Origin of the sequence: Cellulophaga sp. RHA19 (assembly GCF_002813425.1) — a bacterium.
GTDB lineage: Bacteria > Bacteroidota > Bacteroidia > Flavobacteriales > Flavobacteriaceae > Cellulophaga.
In genome coordinates this window covers 3,593,120-3,611,754 of the sequence record NZ_PHUL01000001.1, presented here as the reverse complement: position 1 = coordinate 3,611,754, position 18,635 = coordinate 3,593,120, and the positions used below count along the sequence as shown (strand labels likewise).

The 18,635-nt window shown below is 30.9% G+C and carries 17 protein-coding genes; 16 read left to right on the top strand and 1 reads right to left on the bottom strand.

The window, feature by feature from the left end:
- Positions 1 to 233 precede the first annotated feature (233 nt).
- The 7 genes from AX016_RS15690 to AX016_RS15660 all read left to right on the top strand — a co-directional run bounded on the left by AX016_RS15690 (position 234) and on the right by AX016_RS15660 (position 6,988).
- Positions 234 to 1,196, top strand: coding sequence for a hypothetical protein (locus AX016_RS15690; protein ID WP_100896509.1), 963 nt, complete (start codon positions 234 to 236; stop codon positions 1,194 to 1,196).
- A 249-nt stretch (positions 1,197 to 1,445) separates the two neighbouring features.
- Positions 1,446 to 3,428: a tetratricopeptide repeat protein gene (locus tag AX016_RS15685; RefSeq protein WP_100896508.1), complete on the top strand. Its 1,983-nt coding sequence runs from the start codon at positions 1,446 to 1,448 to the stop codon at positions 3,426 to 3,428.
- Between the two features lie 165 nt (positions 3,429 to 3,593).
- Positions 3,594 to 4,391, top strand: coding sequence for a CPBP family intramembrane glutamic endopeptidase (locus AX016_RS15680; protein WP_100896507.1), 798 nt, complete (start codon positions 3,594 to 3,596; stop codon positions 4,389 to 4,391).
- A 261-nt stretch (positions 4,392 to 4,652) separates the two neighbouring features.
- On the top strand, positions 4,653 to 5,534 hold the full coding sequence (locus AX016_RS15675; protein WP_100896506.1) for a TraB/GumN family protein: 882 nt from the start codon (positions 4,653 to 4,655) through the stop codon (positions 5,532 to 5,534).
- Between the two features lie 239 nt (positions 5,535 to 5,773).
- On the top strand, positions 5,774 to 6,016 hold the full coding sequence (locus AX016_RS15670; protein ID WP_100896505.1) for a type II toxin-antitoxin system ParD family antitoxin: 243 nt from the start codon (positions 5,774 to 5,776) through the stop codon (positions 6,014 to 6,016).
- 32 nt (positions 6,017 to 6,048) lie between these two features.
- On the top strand, positions 6,049 to 6,315 hold the full coding sequence (locus AX016_RS15665) for a type II toxin-antitoxin system RelE/ParE family toxin (RefSeq protein WP_286142100.1): 267 nt from the start codon (positions 6,049 to 6,051) through the stop codon (positions 6,313 to 6,315).
- Positions 6,316 to 6,517: 202 nt separating this feature from the next.
- Entirely contained in the window at positions 6,518 to 6,988 is a 471-nt protein-coding gene (locus AX016_RS15660; RefSeq protein WP_100896504.1) for a DUF4952 domain-containing protein, read from the top strand.
- Positions 6,989 to 7,047: 59 nt separating this feature from the next.
- Here the strand turns inward: AX016_RS15660 and AX016_RS15655 are convergent, their stop codons facing one another.
- The gene (locus tag AX016_RS15655; protein WP_100896503.1) at positions 7,048 to 7,647 is read right to left on the bottom strand and encodes an MCP four helix bundle domain-containing protein; all 600 of its coding nucleotides are present in this window, start codon (positions 7,645 to 7,647) and stop codon (positions 7,048 to 7,050) included.
- Positions 7,648 to 7,898: 251 nt separating this feature from the next.
- Between AX016_RS15655 and AX016_RS15650 the strand changes: the two genes are divergently transcribed.
- The 9 genes from AX016_RS15650 (at position 7,899) to AX016_RS15610 (ending at position 18,623) form a co-directional block, all read left to right on the top strand.
- Positions 7,899 to 8,813: a hypothetical protein gene (locus AX016_RS15650; protein ID WP_100896502.1), complete on the top strand. Its 915-nt coding sequence runs from the start codon at positions 7,899 to 7,901 to the stop codon at positions 8,811 to 8,813.
- A gap of 77 nt (positions 8,814 to 8,890) precedes the next feature.
- Positions 8,891 to 9,655 (top strand): type I methionyl aminopeptidase, encoded by a 765-nt coding sequence (gene map / locus AX016_RS15645; protein WP_100896501.1) that lies wholly within the window; start codon positions 8,891 to 8,893, stop codon positions 9,653 to 9,655.
- Between the two features lie 90 nt (positions 9,656 to 9,745).
- Positions 9,746 to 10,309 carry a Crp/Fnr family transcriptional regulator gene (locus AX016_RS15640; protein ID WP_100896500.1) on the top strand — a complete coding sequence of 188 codons (564 nt, stop codon included), beginning with the start codon at positions 9,746 to 9,748 and terminating at the stop codon, positions 10,307 to 10,309.
- A gap of 94 nt (positions 10,310 to 10,403) precedes the next feature.
- Positions 10,404 to 10,793 (top strand): RidA family protein, encoded by a 390-nt coding sequence (locus tag AX016_RS15635; protein WP_100896499.1) that lies wholly within the window; start codon positions 10,404 to 10,406, stop codon positions 10,791 to 10,793.
- A gap of 301 nt (positions 10,794 to 11,094) precedes the next feature.
- On the top strand, positions 11,095 to 12,699 hold the full coding sequence (locus AX016_RS15630) for a putative Ig domain-containing protein (protein WP_100896498.1): 1,605 nt from the start codon (positions 11,095 to 11,097) through the stop codon (positions 12,697 to 12,699).
- Positions 12,700 to 12,710: 11 nt separating this feature from the next.
- Positions 12,711 to 14,117: a sulfatase gene (locus tag AX016_RS15625; RefSeq protein WP_100896497.1), complete on the top strand. Its 1,407-nt coding sequence runs from the start codon at positions 12,711 to 12,713 to the stop codon at positions 14,115 to 14,117.
- Between the two features lie 13 nt (positions 14,118 to 14,130).
- A complete protein-coding gene (locus AX016_RS15620; RefSeq protein ID WP_100896496.1) occupies positions 14,131 to 15,546 on the top strand; it encodes a sulfatase in 1,416 nt (471 codons plus the stop codon).
- A 94-nt stretch (positions 15,547 to 15,640) separates the two neighbouring features.
- Positions 15,641 to 17,152 (top strand): sulfatase, encoded by a 1,512-nt coding sequence (locus AX016_RS15615; RefSeq protein ID WP_157811143.1) that lies wholly within the window; start codon positions 15,641 to 15,643, stop codon positions 17,150 to 17,152.
- Positions 17,153 to 17,162: 10 nt separating this feature from the next.
- The gene (locus tag AX016_RS15610; RefSeq protein WP_100896494.1) at positions 17,163 to 18,623 is read left to right on the top strand and encodes an alpha-galactosidase; all 1,461 of its coding nucleotides are present in this window, start codon (positions 17,163 to 17,165) and stop codon (positions 18,621 to 18,623) included.
- Positions 18,624 to 18,635: the final 12 nt, after the last annotated feature.

Sequence of the window (18,635 nt, the reverse complement as noted above, 5' to 3'; positions counted from 1 at the left end):
TACTTAACAATTATTTATTTTCTCCTTTTATACTAGCGTCTACAAACTAGTGTAAAAGGAGAATTTTTTTTGATACTAAATAGTAAACAAACACCCAATTACTACCATTTATAAATTATTTTTATACAATTACACATATCCGTAATTGTACCACAAAAAATGTTTTTATATTGTAAGAAAATTAAGCGCGTTAAATTTGTAGTTGCGTTTACTAACTAGTTGTAAAACATTTGATGAAAAACTTTTACTTAATAACAATTTTAGTTTTAGCAATTCTATCCTGTAATAGAGGCAATGAAAACGTTGGGACAATAATTAATGGAAAAATTTATTCAACTGACTCTGGAATGGTTTACCTTAATGAAATTAATCATTTTGACAATTTGAACGAGAATTATACAATTGATTCAACATCTATTTCAAAAAATGGAGAGTTCAAATTCAAAAAACATAACCTAAATTCAAAATTAGTTTCAATTGCAACTAAAAAGTTTAAACCATTTACATACCAAATATATAGTTCGGCACCACAAACATACTTTTTCGGGAATTGCGAAAAATTTTTCACCTCAATACCTACTTTCTATATTACAAATGAGAAGTCGATTAATATAAATTGGATTGAAACACAAAGTATAGATTCTATAAACAGTCCAAACAATACTGGTATTCAACAAATAAAACTGCGAGAATTTTATTTAAATTCAAATAAGATTGACAAGAGCAAGTTAGATTATGACCAAAAATCAGATTACAAAACCAATTGGGAACAAATGCTAATAGAGAAAGAATTTGATTTAAAAGTAATTGACTTGAACAACATTAAAATTGAAAACAGCTTCGATAACTTTTTATACTCTGAAATTTACCTCGGGCATTTAAACAAATATTTAAACTGGTTTGAGAAGTACTACCCTGAAAAAGTGGAAAGTTCAATTAAAAATCCTGAATCTGACAACTTTTATTCAGATGTTTTCAAAGAGTATAATAAACATAAATGGAATTCTAAAAGTCTTGAATATTACAAGTTTACAGAACGTTATGTTAATTACAATATGAATATTCAGTCTAAAACTTTCGAGAATTATTATAAAACTACACAAGACAAAAGAAAAATGGCTGAAAAGGTTCTGAGTAAAAAAAATAGAGAAAGATATTTAAAACTAATAGACGAAAGAACAAAAAACGTTTTGTAACAACGGCTATAATTAATATGGGTTTAGGTGCTTAAAATTAAGTTTAGTACTTTTTAACCAAGTCCGCCAAACCTTTTTAATTTGGCTTTTAAAAAGTGAAAAATTAAAAACAAAATATAAAAATTCGGCTCTGTGTTAATCCGAAAAGTTAGTGTCTTTTTGTACGCTACGTTTCATACACAATACAGTTAGCGTTCATAGAGAACACCAGTGCAAACCAGATTACAATAAAGAAAAACTATAGAGAACTTGGATAAACCTAATAGACATAACAATCATATTTTAGAAACGGAATCAAACAAGTTTTTTAGTTTCCAAGTTTCAAATGAATGGTATATCGATAAGCCAGAACACGATTATGGCATTGACTATGTTGTTAATATTGTCACTAATAATGAAGTAACTGGACTAAGTTTTTCTGTACAATTGAAAAGTAAAATAAAAGAAAAGAATGGTGATTTCACTTCAATTTCATTAAAGCATTCAACTCTAGGACTATTTAATACAAAATTAGAACCTGTATTGCTTGTTGCATACGTGCAAGAGGAAAAAGAAGCATATTGGTGTTGGTATAATGAATTAGAAATTGATTTAACATCTTCGCAAAAAACTTATACTATAAATATTCCGAAAGCAAATAAACTTAGCCGAATTGATTGGGACTCAATCTCTAAATATATTCAGGATATTTTTAGTGTCAAAATGCTTGTAGATGGCATTAAATCTCTTGAATATGAAGAGATTTCTAATTCACAGATTTTTGCGTGGAAATATTATTTTTCACGCGATTATGAAAAGTCAATTTTCTATTTCAAAAATCTTTTACTAGATAATCCAAATGATATCGCAATCTTAGAAGGTTTGGCACAAAGTCAATATAATACATTTCATTACAAAGAAGCTATCAATAATATCAATAAGGCTATTGTGCTTTCTGGTACATCTAATCAATATTTGACAAAGGCTTGCATCTTGGCAGAGGATGGTATGCAGAATGGAATCAAAGGGAAAATTATTGAAGCGAAAAACATATTTAAGGAGTTCTTAAATCTGGATAACACTCAATTTATTTATCATTACAATTATGCAAATACTCTAAGTCGATTAGGCTTAAATGAAGAAGCAATTACTCATTTTGAATTGTGCTTAAAGTTAAATCCGAATTTTGAACAAGCATGGAAAAATCTTGGGCAAGTTTACTATGATATTGAAGAACATGAAAAAGAGTTAAGTTGTTATGATAAGGCTTTAAGAATAAACCCTTCTTTACCTCAAGCTCTTTTCAGTAAAGGTGTTACACTTTCAAGAATTTTCAATAAGGCAGAAGAAGGTTTGTCCCTTATGTTGAAAGCAGTTGGTAATGATGAAGATATGCTTCTTGAATATCAATATACCTATTTTGGAATTGCTTATGCCTATGAAAAAATTGGAAATATTAAAGAGGCTTTAAGTTGGATTAATAAAGGGCTTGACCATTATTCAGAAGATATAGTGTATTTAAATTTTAAATCAAATTTATTAATTGAAAATTGGAAAGATAATGAATGGTTAATAGACGCAGCTTTACGCTTTTTTGAATTTCGCCTTGAATTAGAAAATGATCATAAAAGTTTGTATTCAATACTTTTAATTAAGCAATTAAAGGATGAAAAACAAATTTTTAATTTAACAAAAAAGCATACTTCAGTTTTCAGAGAAAGTAATTTTGAATCAATAAAAGATTGTGAAATAGACCTTAGTAAGAGCATTGTTTTTTTGCTACACTATGATAGATATCTTGATTTCCGAAATAGTCATTCAATTTATAGATACTCAGATCATTTGATTTCTGAGTTATTCGTTATTTCAACAGAATTCTGGGAAATTCTGGATTTTATTTTTGCAAAAAGCTTTAGTAATGCGATAACTCAATATTTTAAAAGTAAGGATTCTGCTATAATAGTACAGACTATATTAAATGAATTAAGAAATGCTACAAAGGCTATTAAAATAATTTTTTCTGAGAAAGCTTTTCCACAAGAGGAAGCAATAAACATAATAGCTCATGTTTGTGCTGAATTTCCTACTATTATAATTCGTGAATTTGGGGCTCAAGCTGGAATGATTTCAGGTTTATTAGGAATTGATAAACCAGCAACTGAAACAGAATTATCTGAAGAATGGTTAGGAAAACTTTATGAGCAGAGTCTAATTGAGATGAATAGAAAATTAAAACTATTAAAAGAAGATTGAAATAAACAACGAAACGCTAACAATGGATGTAAGTAATTACTTATTCTCGCCTACTTCTAAAAATCCTAATAGATTTATAGTTTTGCCTGTACTTACAAAGTTAAGTGCTAAACTACGCCATTAAACATGCACAAAATTGTTAGCGGTAATTATAAAAACATTTAATTGAAAATAACCAAAGCCATTTTATTAACCTTATTGGTAACAGTAGTCTATTATATTCCACAAGTAATTTTAGCATTACTTGTAAAATACACAAATTGGGATATAAACCTATTTAACCCAATGTTCGACATTGTTTTGAGTTTATCCGCTGTTATGGCTTATCTGTTTGTTTTTTATCTGTTTTGGAAACCCAAACCGCATTATTCTCATATTTTAGAAATAAATGGACTAAACTATAATCTAATTCCCTACTTGATAATAAGTGCAATTGGACTCGGTTTTGTTGGACAACCATTTTGGGATTATAATCGATTAATTGAATATTTTCAAAATAGTAGTTTTGAACCAATCACTAGAAGTTATGGGGAATTATATTTTGAATATGGTTATACTATGCTTAGTACGTTAATCATAGCTCCAATATTTGAGGAATTGTTTTATAGAAAGTTTTTATTTTCAAAACTTCTAGAAAAGTATCAATTATATCTCGCAATATTTATATCGAGTCTTTGCTTCTCTGCAATACATTTTGAAACTCCTGGTAATCTTATACCGTCATTTTTATTTGGTATAACCAGCTGCCTAATATTCTTTAAAACAAAGAAAATTAGTTATTCCATTTTATTACACTTCATCAATAACCTTCTAGTAACCTTAATTAACACTAGTTATGGCGAACTATTTTTTAATTGGTTAGACGGTCTAAAATATGATGTTTTTTACTGGACGTTGTTTGTTTTCGGTATTTTGATAACCATATTGGGTGCTAAAAAAATAACTACAGCTAACAATACCTAAATGTAATGCAGACTTTTGTGCAAAACCAAAAGGTCTGCGTATATTTATAGGGTCGCTAAATCTTATGATTTGGCTTTATAGCAAAAAGATAAAACAAAATAAATCCCGATGCTTCGGGGTAGCTTTGGACAAAAAATATAAAACAATATAAATCCCGAAGCGTCGAGATGGCTGCTTCGGCAGACAGAAATGAAAAGTTTACTTGCCTCCGTACTACGCATAGCTAGCCGTTGGCAACAAGCACTAAACTGAACTCTGAAAATGAAAAATAATATAAGTTTAATTATCTTTTTGACAATTACGAATTTTGTAGTGAGCCAAAATACAATTCTATGGAAAGTTACTGATACCATAAATAATAAAAAATCTTTTATTGTAGGAACTTTTCATCAATTTGGAAATTCATTTGTTGATTCTATTCCTGAAATTCAAAAGTCACTATTAAATTCTGAAATTGCTATTTTTGAATCTATAGACAGAGTCGAAAACACAAGAAAAATAATTCAGAAAAGGAAAAAGTCTTTTGAAATTGAAAAGCGATTAAGAAGAAAAGATTTTGAAAAGCTAAAAAATATTTCAAAAGAATGGAAAGTTGATTTATATAAGCTAAAGCCAATAGAAGTTGAATGGAAATTAAGACAAGAATTTCAAAAAATTAAATGTGGAACTACTAAAACAACTGATGAGTTTGACCACTTTGACAATTATTTAATGCATATTGCTAACGTAAATAAAATTGAAATTAGAGGATTAGAAACAGATAGTTTACAGTTAAAACTCATTGAAAATCAGGCAAAAGAAACAACTTGGAAAAAAGCTAGAAAAACTGTTAGAGCTTGGATAAACCAAATGACAACCAATGAACCAAACATGAACAATTGTCAGTTTGCTAATGAATATAGAAAATTTGATTTAGACTATGAATTTGAAAAAGAATGTGACAATAATTCATTAATAGTTGAAAGAAATAACAATTGGATGAAAATTATTCCAAATTTATTAAAGAATAAAAATACCTTTATTGCTATTGGTTACTCTCATCTAACAAAAAAATGTGGAATTTTAGAACAACTAAAGAATTTAGGATTTAAAATTGAACCGATAAAAATAAAGCCAGTTGCCAACACGGTGTATAAAACATAGCTAAAAAGTACTTAATCAAAAGGCTTGATTTTATTTACAAAAACCACTAAATTTTTATCTCAACACTTCGGGAGGCATTTATAGAGAATAAATAAAAGTACAATTTGCATTTAGCTAAATTATAAATAGAATAGAAACGATAGTGCTCTTTAACTGCCCTATGTGTTTTATACTCACCGTTGTATTCAATTTGGCTTCGTTCCCAAGATTTGGTATGTTTGAGTAAACTTATAGTCAAAATGGGAAAAAACACATCAATATCACTCGGAAATTATTTTGAAGATTTTATCAGAGAAGAAGTAAATTCTGATAGATATGGTTCGGTTAGCGAAGTAATTCGTTCAGCTTTACGTCTGTTAGAACGTGAAGAAAAAAAAGAAGGAGAACTTATTAAAGCTCTCGAAATTGGAGAAAATAGTGGATTTGTTGAAGATTTTGACCCAAAACAACATTTGAAAGAATTACATCGTAAACACTTATGAGTAAAAATAAATATCGCATAAGCTAACAAGCGATTGAAGATTTAGAAAACATTTGGATTTATACTTTTAAAAAATGGACTAAAGAACAAGCAGACAGGTATTACGATTTAATAATGGCTGAAATAGATTTTATTTCGGATAATTATCTGATTGGAAAATCGGCTGAACAAACCCGAAAAAATTATCGTGTAACGAAAATTAAATCGCATCTAATATTCTACAGAAAAGTTGAAAATGAAATTGTAGAAATCGTTAGAATTTTACATCAGAGAATGGATATTAAAAAACAACTGAAATAAAAAACTGCACACAACACCATATTAAATTAATTGCTAGTTAGTGCCTACTTACTAAAATCTTATCAGATTTTTAGGTCAACAACGTTTGTTATATTTAATGTTAGGATTAAGCAATAAAATTGAAACAAATTTGTCGATGAATATATTGAACTTAAATTGTTAATAACTATATACAAAGTTGTTACTACTAATAAAAAACAAAATGAATTCAATTCTAAAATATATACTGCTTTCTTCTACAGTTCTAATTTTTGGTTTCTCAAATAAGTTTGTTAATTCAAAAACAGAACTTAAGTGTAATTTATTAGAAGCTTATGCAATAACACATAAAGAGTTAGAATTTGTAAAATGTGAAGAAGTAAAAAACAGTCAAATAATTTATAGAGCTACTTACAGAGTACGTGGAAATAAATCTAAAATAGTAGAAGATTTCCTTAAAGAAAATTATGGAATGGGAAATTTAAAATGGGCTTGTTGTGGATGGGACAATGCTGGTGTATACGGACAATTTGAACACCCAGAATTTGAGAAAATTGATCCTTATTGTTCTGCCGTTATTAGTATGTTTGCCTCTGGAGAAAAAATAGATAAATCAAAAAATACTATTAATTTAGAACACGACAGAGATAAAATTGAATATTTTACTGTAACAGTAGAATTAATTATAACGTAAAATATCTACGAGTAATAGTATGCAAAAGTGTTTATTTTAGCACAGTGCTATAATAACACTTAAGCTTTTTCTTTAGGGTTGTACATTACTATTATTTGTATGATGATAGCCAAAAGAACCAGAAAATAAATTTCAATTTGTGTAAACAACTCTACAGTATCTACAGCACGTTTACTAATTAACATTTGCCTACTTCCTTCATTCAACTGAATTTTTGATAAATCGCTAAGATTTGTCTTTATTTTTTTTAGTTGAGCAACAACTTTAGACTTGTTATTATGACCTGTACTTAAAAATTGACTTTCAGATTTTATTAACGTCTTAAGGTTATTTTTATAACTATCAAACACCTTTGTTTCTTGCGTTGTAAGTTTTGTTTGCTCAAACCTAGAAACCAAAGACTGCAGATTAGTGTTGACTTTTAAATTTTTATCTTTAAAAAAAGTAGAATCAGATACAGCAACTGCAATTTCTTTCTCCTGAACTAATTGGAGCATTTCAAAAATGAGATCATTTGCAATTAACCTGTCTTCATAAATTGTTACAACAGAATCACGAACACGCACAAAATTATTTTTGTCTATTAAATTTGTTGCAATTATTAAGACAAAAATCATTAAGATTCCTAGTATCCATTTTAACTTGTTGTAAAACGTCATATATGGCAATTTTTAGCGTGTAAAATCTATTGTAAATATACAAAAACCACTATAAATTACCAGCGGTAAATTATTACTAATTATGGCTTGCTTGTAAAGCTTAGCGTGTCTGTATTTACTACTTTTTTAATCGGCTTTTTATTACTATTTTAGATGTTAAAATGCGTAAGGTTATATAAACAAAACCATTAAAAATAATTAAACTAACCTAAGAATAATTAGATGTAAATGCCTTAGTTACAATTAAAAAAATGACAAAATACATTATAATTTTACTTTTAATTGTAACTTCTTGTAAAGGCGAGTCTAAAAAAGATAATAAGACTAAAGAAGTAAAAAGCGAGGTTATAAAAACTTCTTATTTTGAGCTTGTTAAGGCCAAAAAGCAAGATGGCTTATTAATTTTATTTCCCTGCTTTCCTTGCGATGCAGAAAACACATTGTCTGAATTTAAAATTGCCGAACTAAGTGTAAAAAATAACTATTCGGTTTTAGCAATGAATTTAAATCAACGTTTGTATTTAAACAAAAAAGAAAAACAAGAACTAGCAGACCAATTAGCAAGAATAATAAAGGAACATGGATTATCAAAAAAAAACATTTTCATAGGAGGGTTTTCAAGCGGAGGAAATGTAAGTCTGCTAATTAGCAATTACCTTGTGGTTCATAAAAGTGAAATTAAACCCAAAGGTGCTTTTATTGTAGATTCACCAATAGACCTTCTTGGTCTTTATACAACTGCAGAAAAGAATTTAAAGCTTAATTTTTCTGTGTCATCTGTTCAAGAATCTACTTGGATTAAGAATATGTTTGATGAAGAATTTGGAAATCCATCTACAGACCAGATAACTAAGTATGAGCAATATTCTCCCTATACATTTAAAACCGAAAATATTAATAATTTAAAAGGATTAAAAAATTTAAAAGTTAGGTTATATACAGAACCTGACGTAGAGTGGTGGAAAGAATATGCAAAAAATGAATATGAAGATTTAAATGCCTTTTACATTCAAAAATTATCAGAAAAGTTAATGATAGAATTTGGAGAAGATACTATTGAATTGATAAAAACAAAAAACCGAGGGTATAGAGCAAATGGAGAAAGGCATCCGCATTCCTGGGCAATAGTCAATAAAAAAGATTTAATTAATTGGATGCTAGAATAAAAAAATACCAGTAAAGTATAGCGCTAAACGTCCAACAACAAACAAGCAAACTCTTGTAACTCATAAAAAAAAGAAGAATGTCTATAACAACAGAATCAGAATTACTAGGAATGATAAAAGTTAGTGAAGTTGTTGGAACTACACTAAAATTAATGAAAGAGTATGCTAAAGTTGGTATGTCTACTAAAGAATTAGATGCTTATGGCGGAGAAATATTAAAGCGCTATGGAGCTAAATCTGCTCCTTATGAGACTTATGGCTTTCCTGGTTACGCTTGTATAAGTGTAAATAAAGAAGCTGCTCACGGTATTCCGTCTAAAAATAAAATACTAAAAGAAGGAGATTTAATAAATATTGATGTTTCTGCGGAGTTAAACGGATTTTGGTCAGACAATGGTGGTTCTTTTGTTATTGGTGAGGATATTCATAATCACCAACCACTTGTAGATGCTTCTAAAAATATATTACACAAAGCAATTACAAATATTAAAGGAGGAGTAAAAATAGCAGACATTGGACACTTAATAGAGTCCGAGGCTAAGAAATCTGGTTTTAAAGTAATTAAAAATTTAGCAGGCCACGGAGTAGGTAGAAGTTTGCATGAAGAACCTGAAAATATTTTGAATTATAGAGTTAGAACTAATCGTGAGAGATTTAAAAAAAATACTACCGTTGCAATAGAGACTTTTATCTCTACAAAATCTACTGTTGCTGTAGAGTTAAAAGATGGTTGGACTTTGGTTGGTAATAAAGGAGGATACGTAACACAGCACGAGCAAACAATACTAGTTACAGATAACACACCAATAATTTTAACAGAATCTAATGGTATGTGGAACTAGGTTTTGCTGAGTTCTTTTATAAGTGTAACCTAGTGTTTAGCTATTATAATTTTATTCAGTATTAATTTATAAAATAGAAGTTATTGCCTAATGAAGAACAAATTAAAAGAACACATAGTAAAATTAATTCCTCTTTCTGATAACGAGTTTAGTTTTGTGTTATCTCATTTTAATATTGAAAAATATAAAAAGAATGAGTTTCTTATTCAAGAAGGCGAAGATGTAAACCATTGTTATTTTGTTATTTCGGGACTCTTAAAATTAGTATTTAACGATGCAAATGGTAAACAACATATAGTATCTTTTGCAATGGAAGACTGGTGGGAAAGTGATTTTTTAGCCTATTTTGAGCAAACCAAAGCAAAAATGTCATTGCAATGTGTAGAGGATACTGAGGTGTATTCAATTAGTCTTAAAAATTATTATAAATTATCTTCTAAAATGCCTAAGATAGAGCGTTTTTTTCTTAAAAAATCTCACTCAGGACACATAGCCTCACAAAACAGGATTTTATCTTTTTTAACCTCAAATGCAAAGGAGCGTTATGTACAGTTGTTAAAGCAACAACCAATTTTGTTTCAAAGAGTACCTAAAACTCTTTTAGCTTCTTATTTAGGTGTGTCACGAGAAACACTTAGTAGGTTATCATCTTAAAAATTTCTTCTTTTTTATAATTGTGATGTTTATCACGCACCAACAATAGTATTATTTAAAATATTTGTGGTGTAATCACAAAACATAAAAACAGATGAAAAAACAAGTAATTAACCCTTGGCAATGGCAAAATGATAGAGGTTATGTACAAGCAGTTGAAGTAGCTAGGGCAGAAGGAACTTTATACATAGCAGGGCAAACAGCAATAGATTCTAATGGGAAATCTAGTGCTGAAGATATGAAAAGTCAAGTAAGTGCATCTATTAAAAATTTAGAACAGGTAATTAAAGATGCTGGTTATGAGTGTAAAAATATTGTTAGGTTAAATATATACACTACGTCTACAGAAGAATTTTTTTCTTGTTTTGATATTTTTCAAAATTGGATAACAAAACACAATATAAAACAAGCAAGTACTTTATTAGAAGTACAAAGTCTTTTTGAAACATTAAAGGTAGAATTAGAGGCTACCGTAGTAAGGTAATGTTTTTATAAATTAAACATTAAGTTGAGTAAAAACAAGTTGAAGTAAATACAATACAGCTAGAAAAATCAGACAAAATTTTGTTTAATGACTTATGAATAGCAAAGACGATTGCTAAGTATTTTTGTACATCTTAAATGGTACAATTTATATAAAGTGTGCCTGTAAGTAAATTACAGTCGCACTTTTTTATGCTGTATACCTTAAAAATGCACGTTAGGATACAAAAGTTTGACTAAGAGAAACATTTACGCCTGCTCTTATTTGTTACTTAGCAACACCAATTTTAAACAAACCACCAATGATAAATACGTCATACACTAATATTCTTTGTTTATTAGTATGCTTTACTCTAATTGTTTCTTGTAATACTAAAGAAGAACAAAAAGTGTATCAACCTAAAAACCCAAAAGGTAAATACATTTTAACTCCCAAGGCAAGTACTAGTCCTAATATAAACGGACCAACAGTGTTTGGCGTACGCCCAGGATCTCAGTTTTTATATAGCATACCTGTAACAGGAAAAAGACCAATGGAGTTTGCCGTAAAAGGATTGCCTGCAGGTTTAAAATTAAATACAGAAACAGGTGTAATAAGTGGTGTTATTAAAAATCTGCAAAAAAGAGATTATGCGCTAACATTTGTTGCTAAAAATAAAAAAGGAGAACAAAAAAAGAACTTTACAATTGTAGTGGGTGAAACCATTTGTTTAACTCCGCCTATGGGCTGGAATAGTTGGAACTGTTGGGGACCAGATGTTACACAAAAAAATGTAATTGCATCTGCGCAAGCAATGGTTAACAAAGGCCTAGCAAATTATGGGTGGAGCTATATAAATGTAGACGATGGTTGGCAATCTCACAGAGGTGGTAAACATCATGGTATTTTAGCAGATTCTGTCAAGTTTCCAAATATGCAGGCAATGGCAACTAAAATTCATGAAATGGGATTAAAAGTTGGTATTTATTCATCTCCGTGGGTAACTACATATGCAGGCTATATTGGTGGTTCTAGTGATACTAAAGACGGATATTGGGACCAAACAATGAACGATAAAAAACTAAAAAAGAAACGAACATTTACCAGAGTAGCTACATATACTTTTGATGAAAATGATGTGGCACAATGGACAGATTGGGGTATAGATTATTTAAAGTATGATTGGAACCCTAATGAGCCAGAAAGTACCATACGTATGGCTAATGCATTAATAAAGAGTAATAGAGACATTGTATATTCATTAAGCAACACGGCTCCTATAGAAAATGCAGCACTATTTGGCGAAATTGTAAATTGTTTTAGAACAGATGGAGATTTAAAAGATAGGTGGGGCGGAAAAGGAAGTCATAAAAGTATAAGAGATGAGTGGGTTGCACACAGAAACTGGTTAGAAAAAGGTTTTGCTGGCGCTCCAGGCCATTTTCCAGACCCAGATATGTTAGTTATTGGTGAGGTAAACACTAGAAGTAAAAATCCGCAACCGTCTCGCCTAACTGCAGATGAGCAATACTCTCACGTATCACTTTGGTCTTTATGGGCAGCACCATTATTAATTGGTTGCCCTATAGAAACTATGGATAAGTTTACGGTTAATTTAGTAACCAATTCTGAGGTATTAGCAATTCATCAAGATGAAGTAGCAATACCAGGAAAAACTGTTTTTTATGATGATACTATGGAGATTGTAGTTAAAGAATTATCAGACGGTAGCAAAGCAATTGGCCTTTTTAATCTAAAAAATAAAGAACAAACTATTACTGTAAATTGGGAGTTGTTAGGTATTTCTGGGCCTCAAAATTTTAGAGATGTTTGGAGACAAAAAGATATTGGAGAGTTTACCAATCAGTTTTCTGCTAGTGTACCTAGGCACGGAGTAATTTTTGTAAAAGTTACAACTGCTAAATAACCACAATTTATATGAAAATTATAACATCTATACTTTGCTTTTTGCCCTTTCTTTTATTTTCTCAATCTAATAAACCTAATATTGTTTTTTTGCTGGTAGATGATGTTGGTTGGGGAGATTTTGGCTGTTATGGTGCTACGTTTAATGAAACACCAAATATTGATAAACTAAGTAAAGACGGAATGTTGTTTGTAAACGGCTATGCAGCTAGTACCGTATGTTCTCCTAGTAGGGCAGCAATTTTGGCAGGTAAATACCCTGCAAAATTGAAACTAACAGACTGGATTGGTGGTCATAATTATGCATATGCTAAACTAGCAGTGCCAAACTGGAATAAGCAATTAGAACATAAAGAAAAATTACTGCCAGAGGTATTAAAAGAACAAGGCTACTCAACTGCTTTTTTTGGTAAATGGCATTTAATGCCTACAGGTAAGCAAAATTTTAATGAGCATTACCCAACAAACCACGGTTTTGATATAAACGTTGGTGGTAGAGAATGGGGGCAACCTAAAGGTAGAGGTAAATATTTTTCTCCTTTTGATATGCCTAATTTAGATAATGGTAAAAAAAACGATTTTTTAACCGACAAGTTAACCAACGCAGCAATAACGTATTTAGATACGGTATCTAAAAAAGATCCCTTTTTACTGTATTTTTCATATTACACAATACACGGTCCGGTTATGGCACCTAAGGCTACGGTAAAAAAATACAAGAAAAAATCTAGCACTTTTGTAAATACTAAAAACGAATATGTTAGTGCAACTAGGGCTGCAATGGTAGAAAGGTTAGATGTTAGTGTTGGTAAAATACTAGACAAGTTAAATGTGCTTGGTATTGCAAATAATACCATTGTTATTTTAACAGGAGATAATGGCGGTAATTATGACCAAACCACAAACGGGTTAAGAGGGTACAAGGGCTACGGGTATGAAGGCGGAGTAAGAGAACCTTTAATAGTAAAATGGGCCAATAATATAGCACCTGGCACTACATCTGCTGTACCGGTTATGGGAATAGATTTTTACCCTACAATTTTAGATATGGTTGGTGTAACAAATTACAATGCTAAAGAAATAGATGGCGAGTCTTTTTTACCAATACTTACTGGTGAAAAAAGTAAATTAAAACGAAAAAGTTTGTTTTGGCATTACCCACACTATCACAGAACAAAACCTTACGGATCTATTTTAGATAACAATTGGAAATTGCTAGAGTTTTTTGAAGACGGAAAATTAGAGTTGTACAACTTAACTACAGATCCTAACGAAACAACAAACCTTGCAAGTACTAATGTAGTCAAGGTACGTAAAATGAAAAAGAAGTTAGAGAAATGGAGAGCATCAGTAGGAGCACAAATGATGAAGCAAAACCCCAATTACAACCCGGCAAAAGAAGCTATAAGAGTTAAATAATATAAGTTTTAAAATGAGAAAAAAAATTAATAGTATCCTAGTCTGTTTACTACTTATTTGTGGTATGGCAACAGCCCAAAATAACAAAAAACAACCCAACGTTTTATTTATAATGGTAGATGATTTAAACGATTGGGTAGGAGCCTTTGGCGGAAACCAACAAGCCATTACACCAAATATAGATGCGTTAGCGGCAAAGGGTATGGTTTTTAAAAATGCTTATTGTTCTGCACCATTGTGTAACCCTTCTAGAACCAGTATTTTAACCGGATACCAGCCTAGTACTACTGGTGTCTATGGTAATAATGAAGTTTTTAGAGAAATGGAAGGCTTTGAAAGCACAGTAACATTACCACAATATTTTGAAGAAAACGGGTATGAAACTGCTGCGGCAGGTAAAATTTTTCATAATGCAAGAGGTGGTGGCAAAGAACCAAAAGAGGGTAGTGATCCAGGATCTTTTCAGCAAGAAAAAATAGGCAACGCGGGTACTGTATATCCGTCAGAAGAAAATAGACATACTCATAATTTAAATTTAAAAGAAAACGGAGTTAAAGGTTCTTTTTTAAGGTCTTTTGACTGGTACGCAACAGATGTAAAAGATGAGGATAATAACGACTTTAAGTCGGCAGAGTATTGTGCAAATTTTATAAGTAAAGAACATACAAAACCATTTTTTGTTGCTTGTGGTATTTTTAAACCACACTTGCCTTGGTACGCCCCTAAAAAGTATTTTGATTTGTACAATTTAGATGATATTAAATTGCCAACTGTTTTAGAAAACGATTTAAATGATGTTGGTAGAATGGGGTATAATATGGCAAAAAAAGGAGTGCATAAATCCGTATTAGAATCTAATAACTGGAAACAAGCAGTTAGAGCCTATTTGGCAAATATTTCTTTTGCAGATGCTTGTGTAGGTCATGTACTAAATGCATTGCAAAAAAGTAAATATGCAGATAATACTATTATTGTTTTAATGGGAGACCACGGATGGCACTTAGGCGAAAAAGAACACTGGTCTAAAAATGTATTGTGGGAGCGTGCAGCAAAAACACCATTGCTAGTGGTAGACCCTAGATCTAAAAATGTAGGTGTTAGTACAAAAATTGTATCTCTGTTAGATGTTTATCCAACTTTAGTAGACATTTGTAATCTTCCAGAGAAAAAAGATTTAGAAGGGGTAAGTATAGCAAAATTATTGCAAAACCCTAATGCAAAATGGAGTAAAACAGCTTTAACATCTAAGGCCAAAGGCATACACTCTTTGCGTAATAATAACTACAGATATACAGTATATTCAGATGGTTTTGAAGAATTATATAACCATAAAAAAGATCCTAACGAATGGACAAACATTGCTAAAGACAAAGCAAGTAAGTCTATACTAATTCAATTTAGAAAACAACTACAGCAAAAGCTAAAATAATGCTTTTAAACGCATACCTACAATTGTTAAACTAAAGCAGACACAATTCTCTTTTTTTATGTATTATTTAGTGGTGTTAAATAACACCTATAAAATGAAAAATAGAATTACAGTTTTACTTTTACTTTTTTGTATTTATACTAAAGCACAAGATAAAAAGGAGCAACCTAATATATTATTTATAGCAATAGATGATATTAATGATTGGGTTTCTCCTTTAAAAGGGAATAAGCAAGCCATAACACCAAGTATGGATAAATTTACCAAACAAGGTGCAATGGTGTTTAAAAATGCTGTTTGTGCTGCTCCTATATGCGGACCGTCTAGATCCTCGTTATTATCTGGTTTTTTACCAAGTACATCTGGTGTGTATGGTAATGCGCATAATATGTTGTATTCAGATATTGTAAAACAGAATGCAACCTTGCCAGAGTACTTTTCTAAAAACGGATACCACACATTAGCAAACGGTAAAATATTTCACAAACACGGTACTGCAAACGGAACAGATTTTGGTCATTGGGCGTTTAATGAGTTTGCACGTGCTCGTAGGTATAATAACGACCCAGTAGATAAAAGCAAGTATACTTCTTCAAAGGCAGGTATTATAAATGGTGTAAAAGATGAAAATTTTAAAAACAAGAATGCAAAACTAAGTTGGGGACCAACCACAGATACTTTTAAAGAAACCGTAGATTATAATGTAGCAGATTGGGCAAAGTCGCAATTACAAAGAGATTTTGATAAGCCTTTTTTTATGGGAGTAGGTTTTATTAAACCTCACTTACCTTGGATAGTGCCACAAGAGTTTTTTAATTTATATAAGCTTGATGATATAGTACCACCTGTTGTAAACGAAAACGACTTAAATGATATTTTAACACCAGAAGGCAAACAAGCGTATGAGCCTACAAAAGAATACAAATGGGTTAAAAAGCACAGACTAGAAAAAGAGGCAACTAGAGCATACTTAGCTAGCATATCTTATGTAGATGCTTGCTTAGGAATTGTTGTAGATGCTTTAGAAGAAAGCAAGTACGCTAACAATACTATTGTTGTGGTTTGGGGAGATCACGGTTGGCACTTGGGAGAAAAACAACGTTACCTTAAAAATACAACTTGGTTAGAGGCCGTAAAGACACCATTATTTGTGCGTGTACCTGGTATGAAAAAGGCAATTGTTGTAGATAAAAACGTAAGCTTAATAGATTTGTACCCTACGTTAATAGAATTAAGTGGTTTACCCCAAAAGCAAAATTTAGACGGCCATAGTTTTGCTAGTTTAATTAATAATCCCAAAGCAAAATGGGACTACCCAGGAATAACTATTACTCAAGATGGTACATCTGTATTACTAGGCAAATGGCATTATATGACAACTGTTACAGGAACAGAACAGTTATATAATATAGATGAAGATCCGTTAGAATGGAAAAACTTAATTACTAACAAAAAGTACAACCATATAGTAACCGATTTAAAAAAATGGGTTCCTGTAAAAAGAAAAAAGTCTAGTAAACTTCGATTTAAAAAAATGAAGAATTACGTAGATGCACCAGCAGACCCTACAATTAAACCAACCAGAAACTTAGATCAATTAAACTAATATTTAAGAAATGGCTAACAGAAGAAATTTTATTAAAAAAGCAGGTTTAGGTGTTGCTGGCGCAAGTATATTAAGTTGCTCTTCTACAACTAAAGTTGCTGTAGAAAAATCTGAAGACGATTACTTATCCGCTAGCAAAGTAAAGGGATCTAGTGCAATAGAAAAAGTTATTTTAAAAGTTGAAGCACCTTTGTTTTGTCCGTACCATAGTATATCTACTCCAGAGGAAAAAGGTGGCGGAGCTCATTATTATAAAAGTAGTGCATTTACACACAATCCGTTTACCATTGCAGCTTCAGGGATGTCTGGTTCTCCCATTATTGTAGATGCCAATGGTACGTTTGTGGGCTTTATGACCACTTTTGGTTATGAAAATAGTACGTTTAGTTTTGATGGTGTAGAAACGCTAACCATTATCGTACCAGAAGGTCAGGAGTTATTTGTAAAAGAATCTGGTGATGGTGATGCAGCTTGGAAAGCGTATAACAGAGAAATGATGAAACGTCTTAATTTTAAGCCGTTAACTACAAATTACCCTAGTTTTTGGAGTGATGTTGAATACTGTACTTGGGTAGAACAAAAATATGTATCAAAAGAAAGGTACGGACATTTTAATTTACTAACGCACAACTTTGTTAAGGACTATTTAGATAAAATAGTGGAGTATGGGTATCCCAAAGGTAAAATGACCTTAGATCATGGTTGGGGCCAGTTCCCTGATGGCACTATAAATTCTGGTTTTGGTACTTGGCATCCAGACCCAAAAAAGTTTCCAGACTTTGAAAAAACAATGGGAATGATTAATGAAAAAGGATTTACACCCGGACTTTGGATTGCGTTTCCTAAAATTCATCACGCTAGTAGTATTGCAAAAAAATACCCAGATATGCTAGGTAGTTGGTCATCTAGTGGAAAAGTAAATAAAACCACTGCAGAACGTTGGTTAAACCCTAAAGCAGATATTTTTGAATATGCATCAGAAGTTATATATAGGTTTTATAAAATAGGGGTAAAAAAGTTTAAGATAGATATGTCTTACAACACAAAATCAGATATGTTGCATATACATAAAGAGTTGTATCGCGCAGCAAAAGCAATAGACCCAACTATAGAAATGGAATTTCATGTGCCAGATATATTTTTTACAAAATTTACAGACGTAACTAGAACTAATGATGTTTGGTTAAATGATAAATACAACTGGCCTGCACGTGTAAAAACACATTATGAGGTTACTTATAAATCTTCGCCAGGACGCGGAATAAATATAGACCATATTGGCGGTAATGATACGGGAGCTATAACAGAAGCCAAGTTTTTACAGCATTTAGAAATGTATAAAGGAAAAACGGGGTATCCTTTAGTTTCTGTTTTGCCTCATCATTATGGTAAAAAATGTGTAGCTGCTACAGGAGATTATTTATGGGATTACCATAAGGGAGAACGTAAGTTTATTTCAGATTTCTATTAAAAAAATATAACT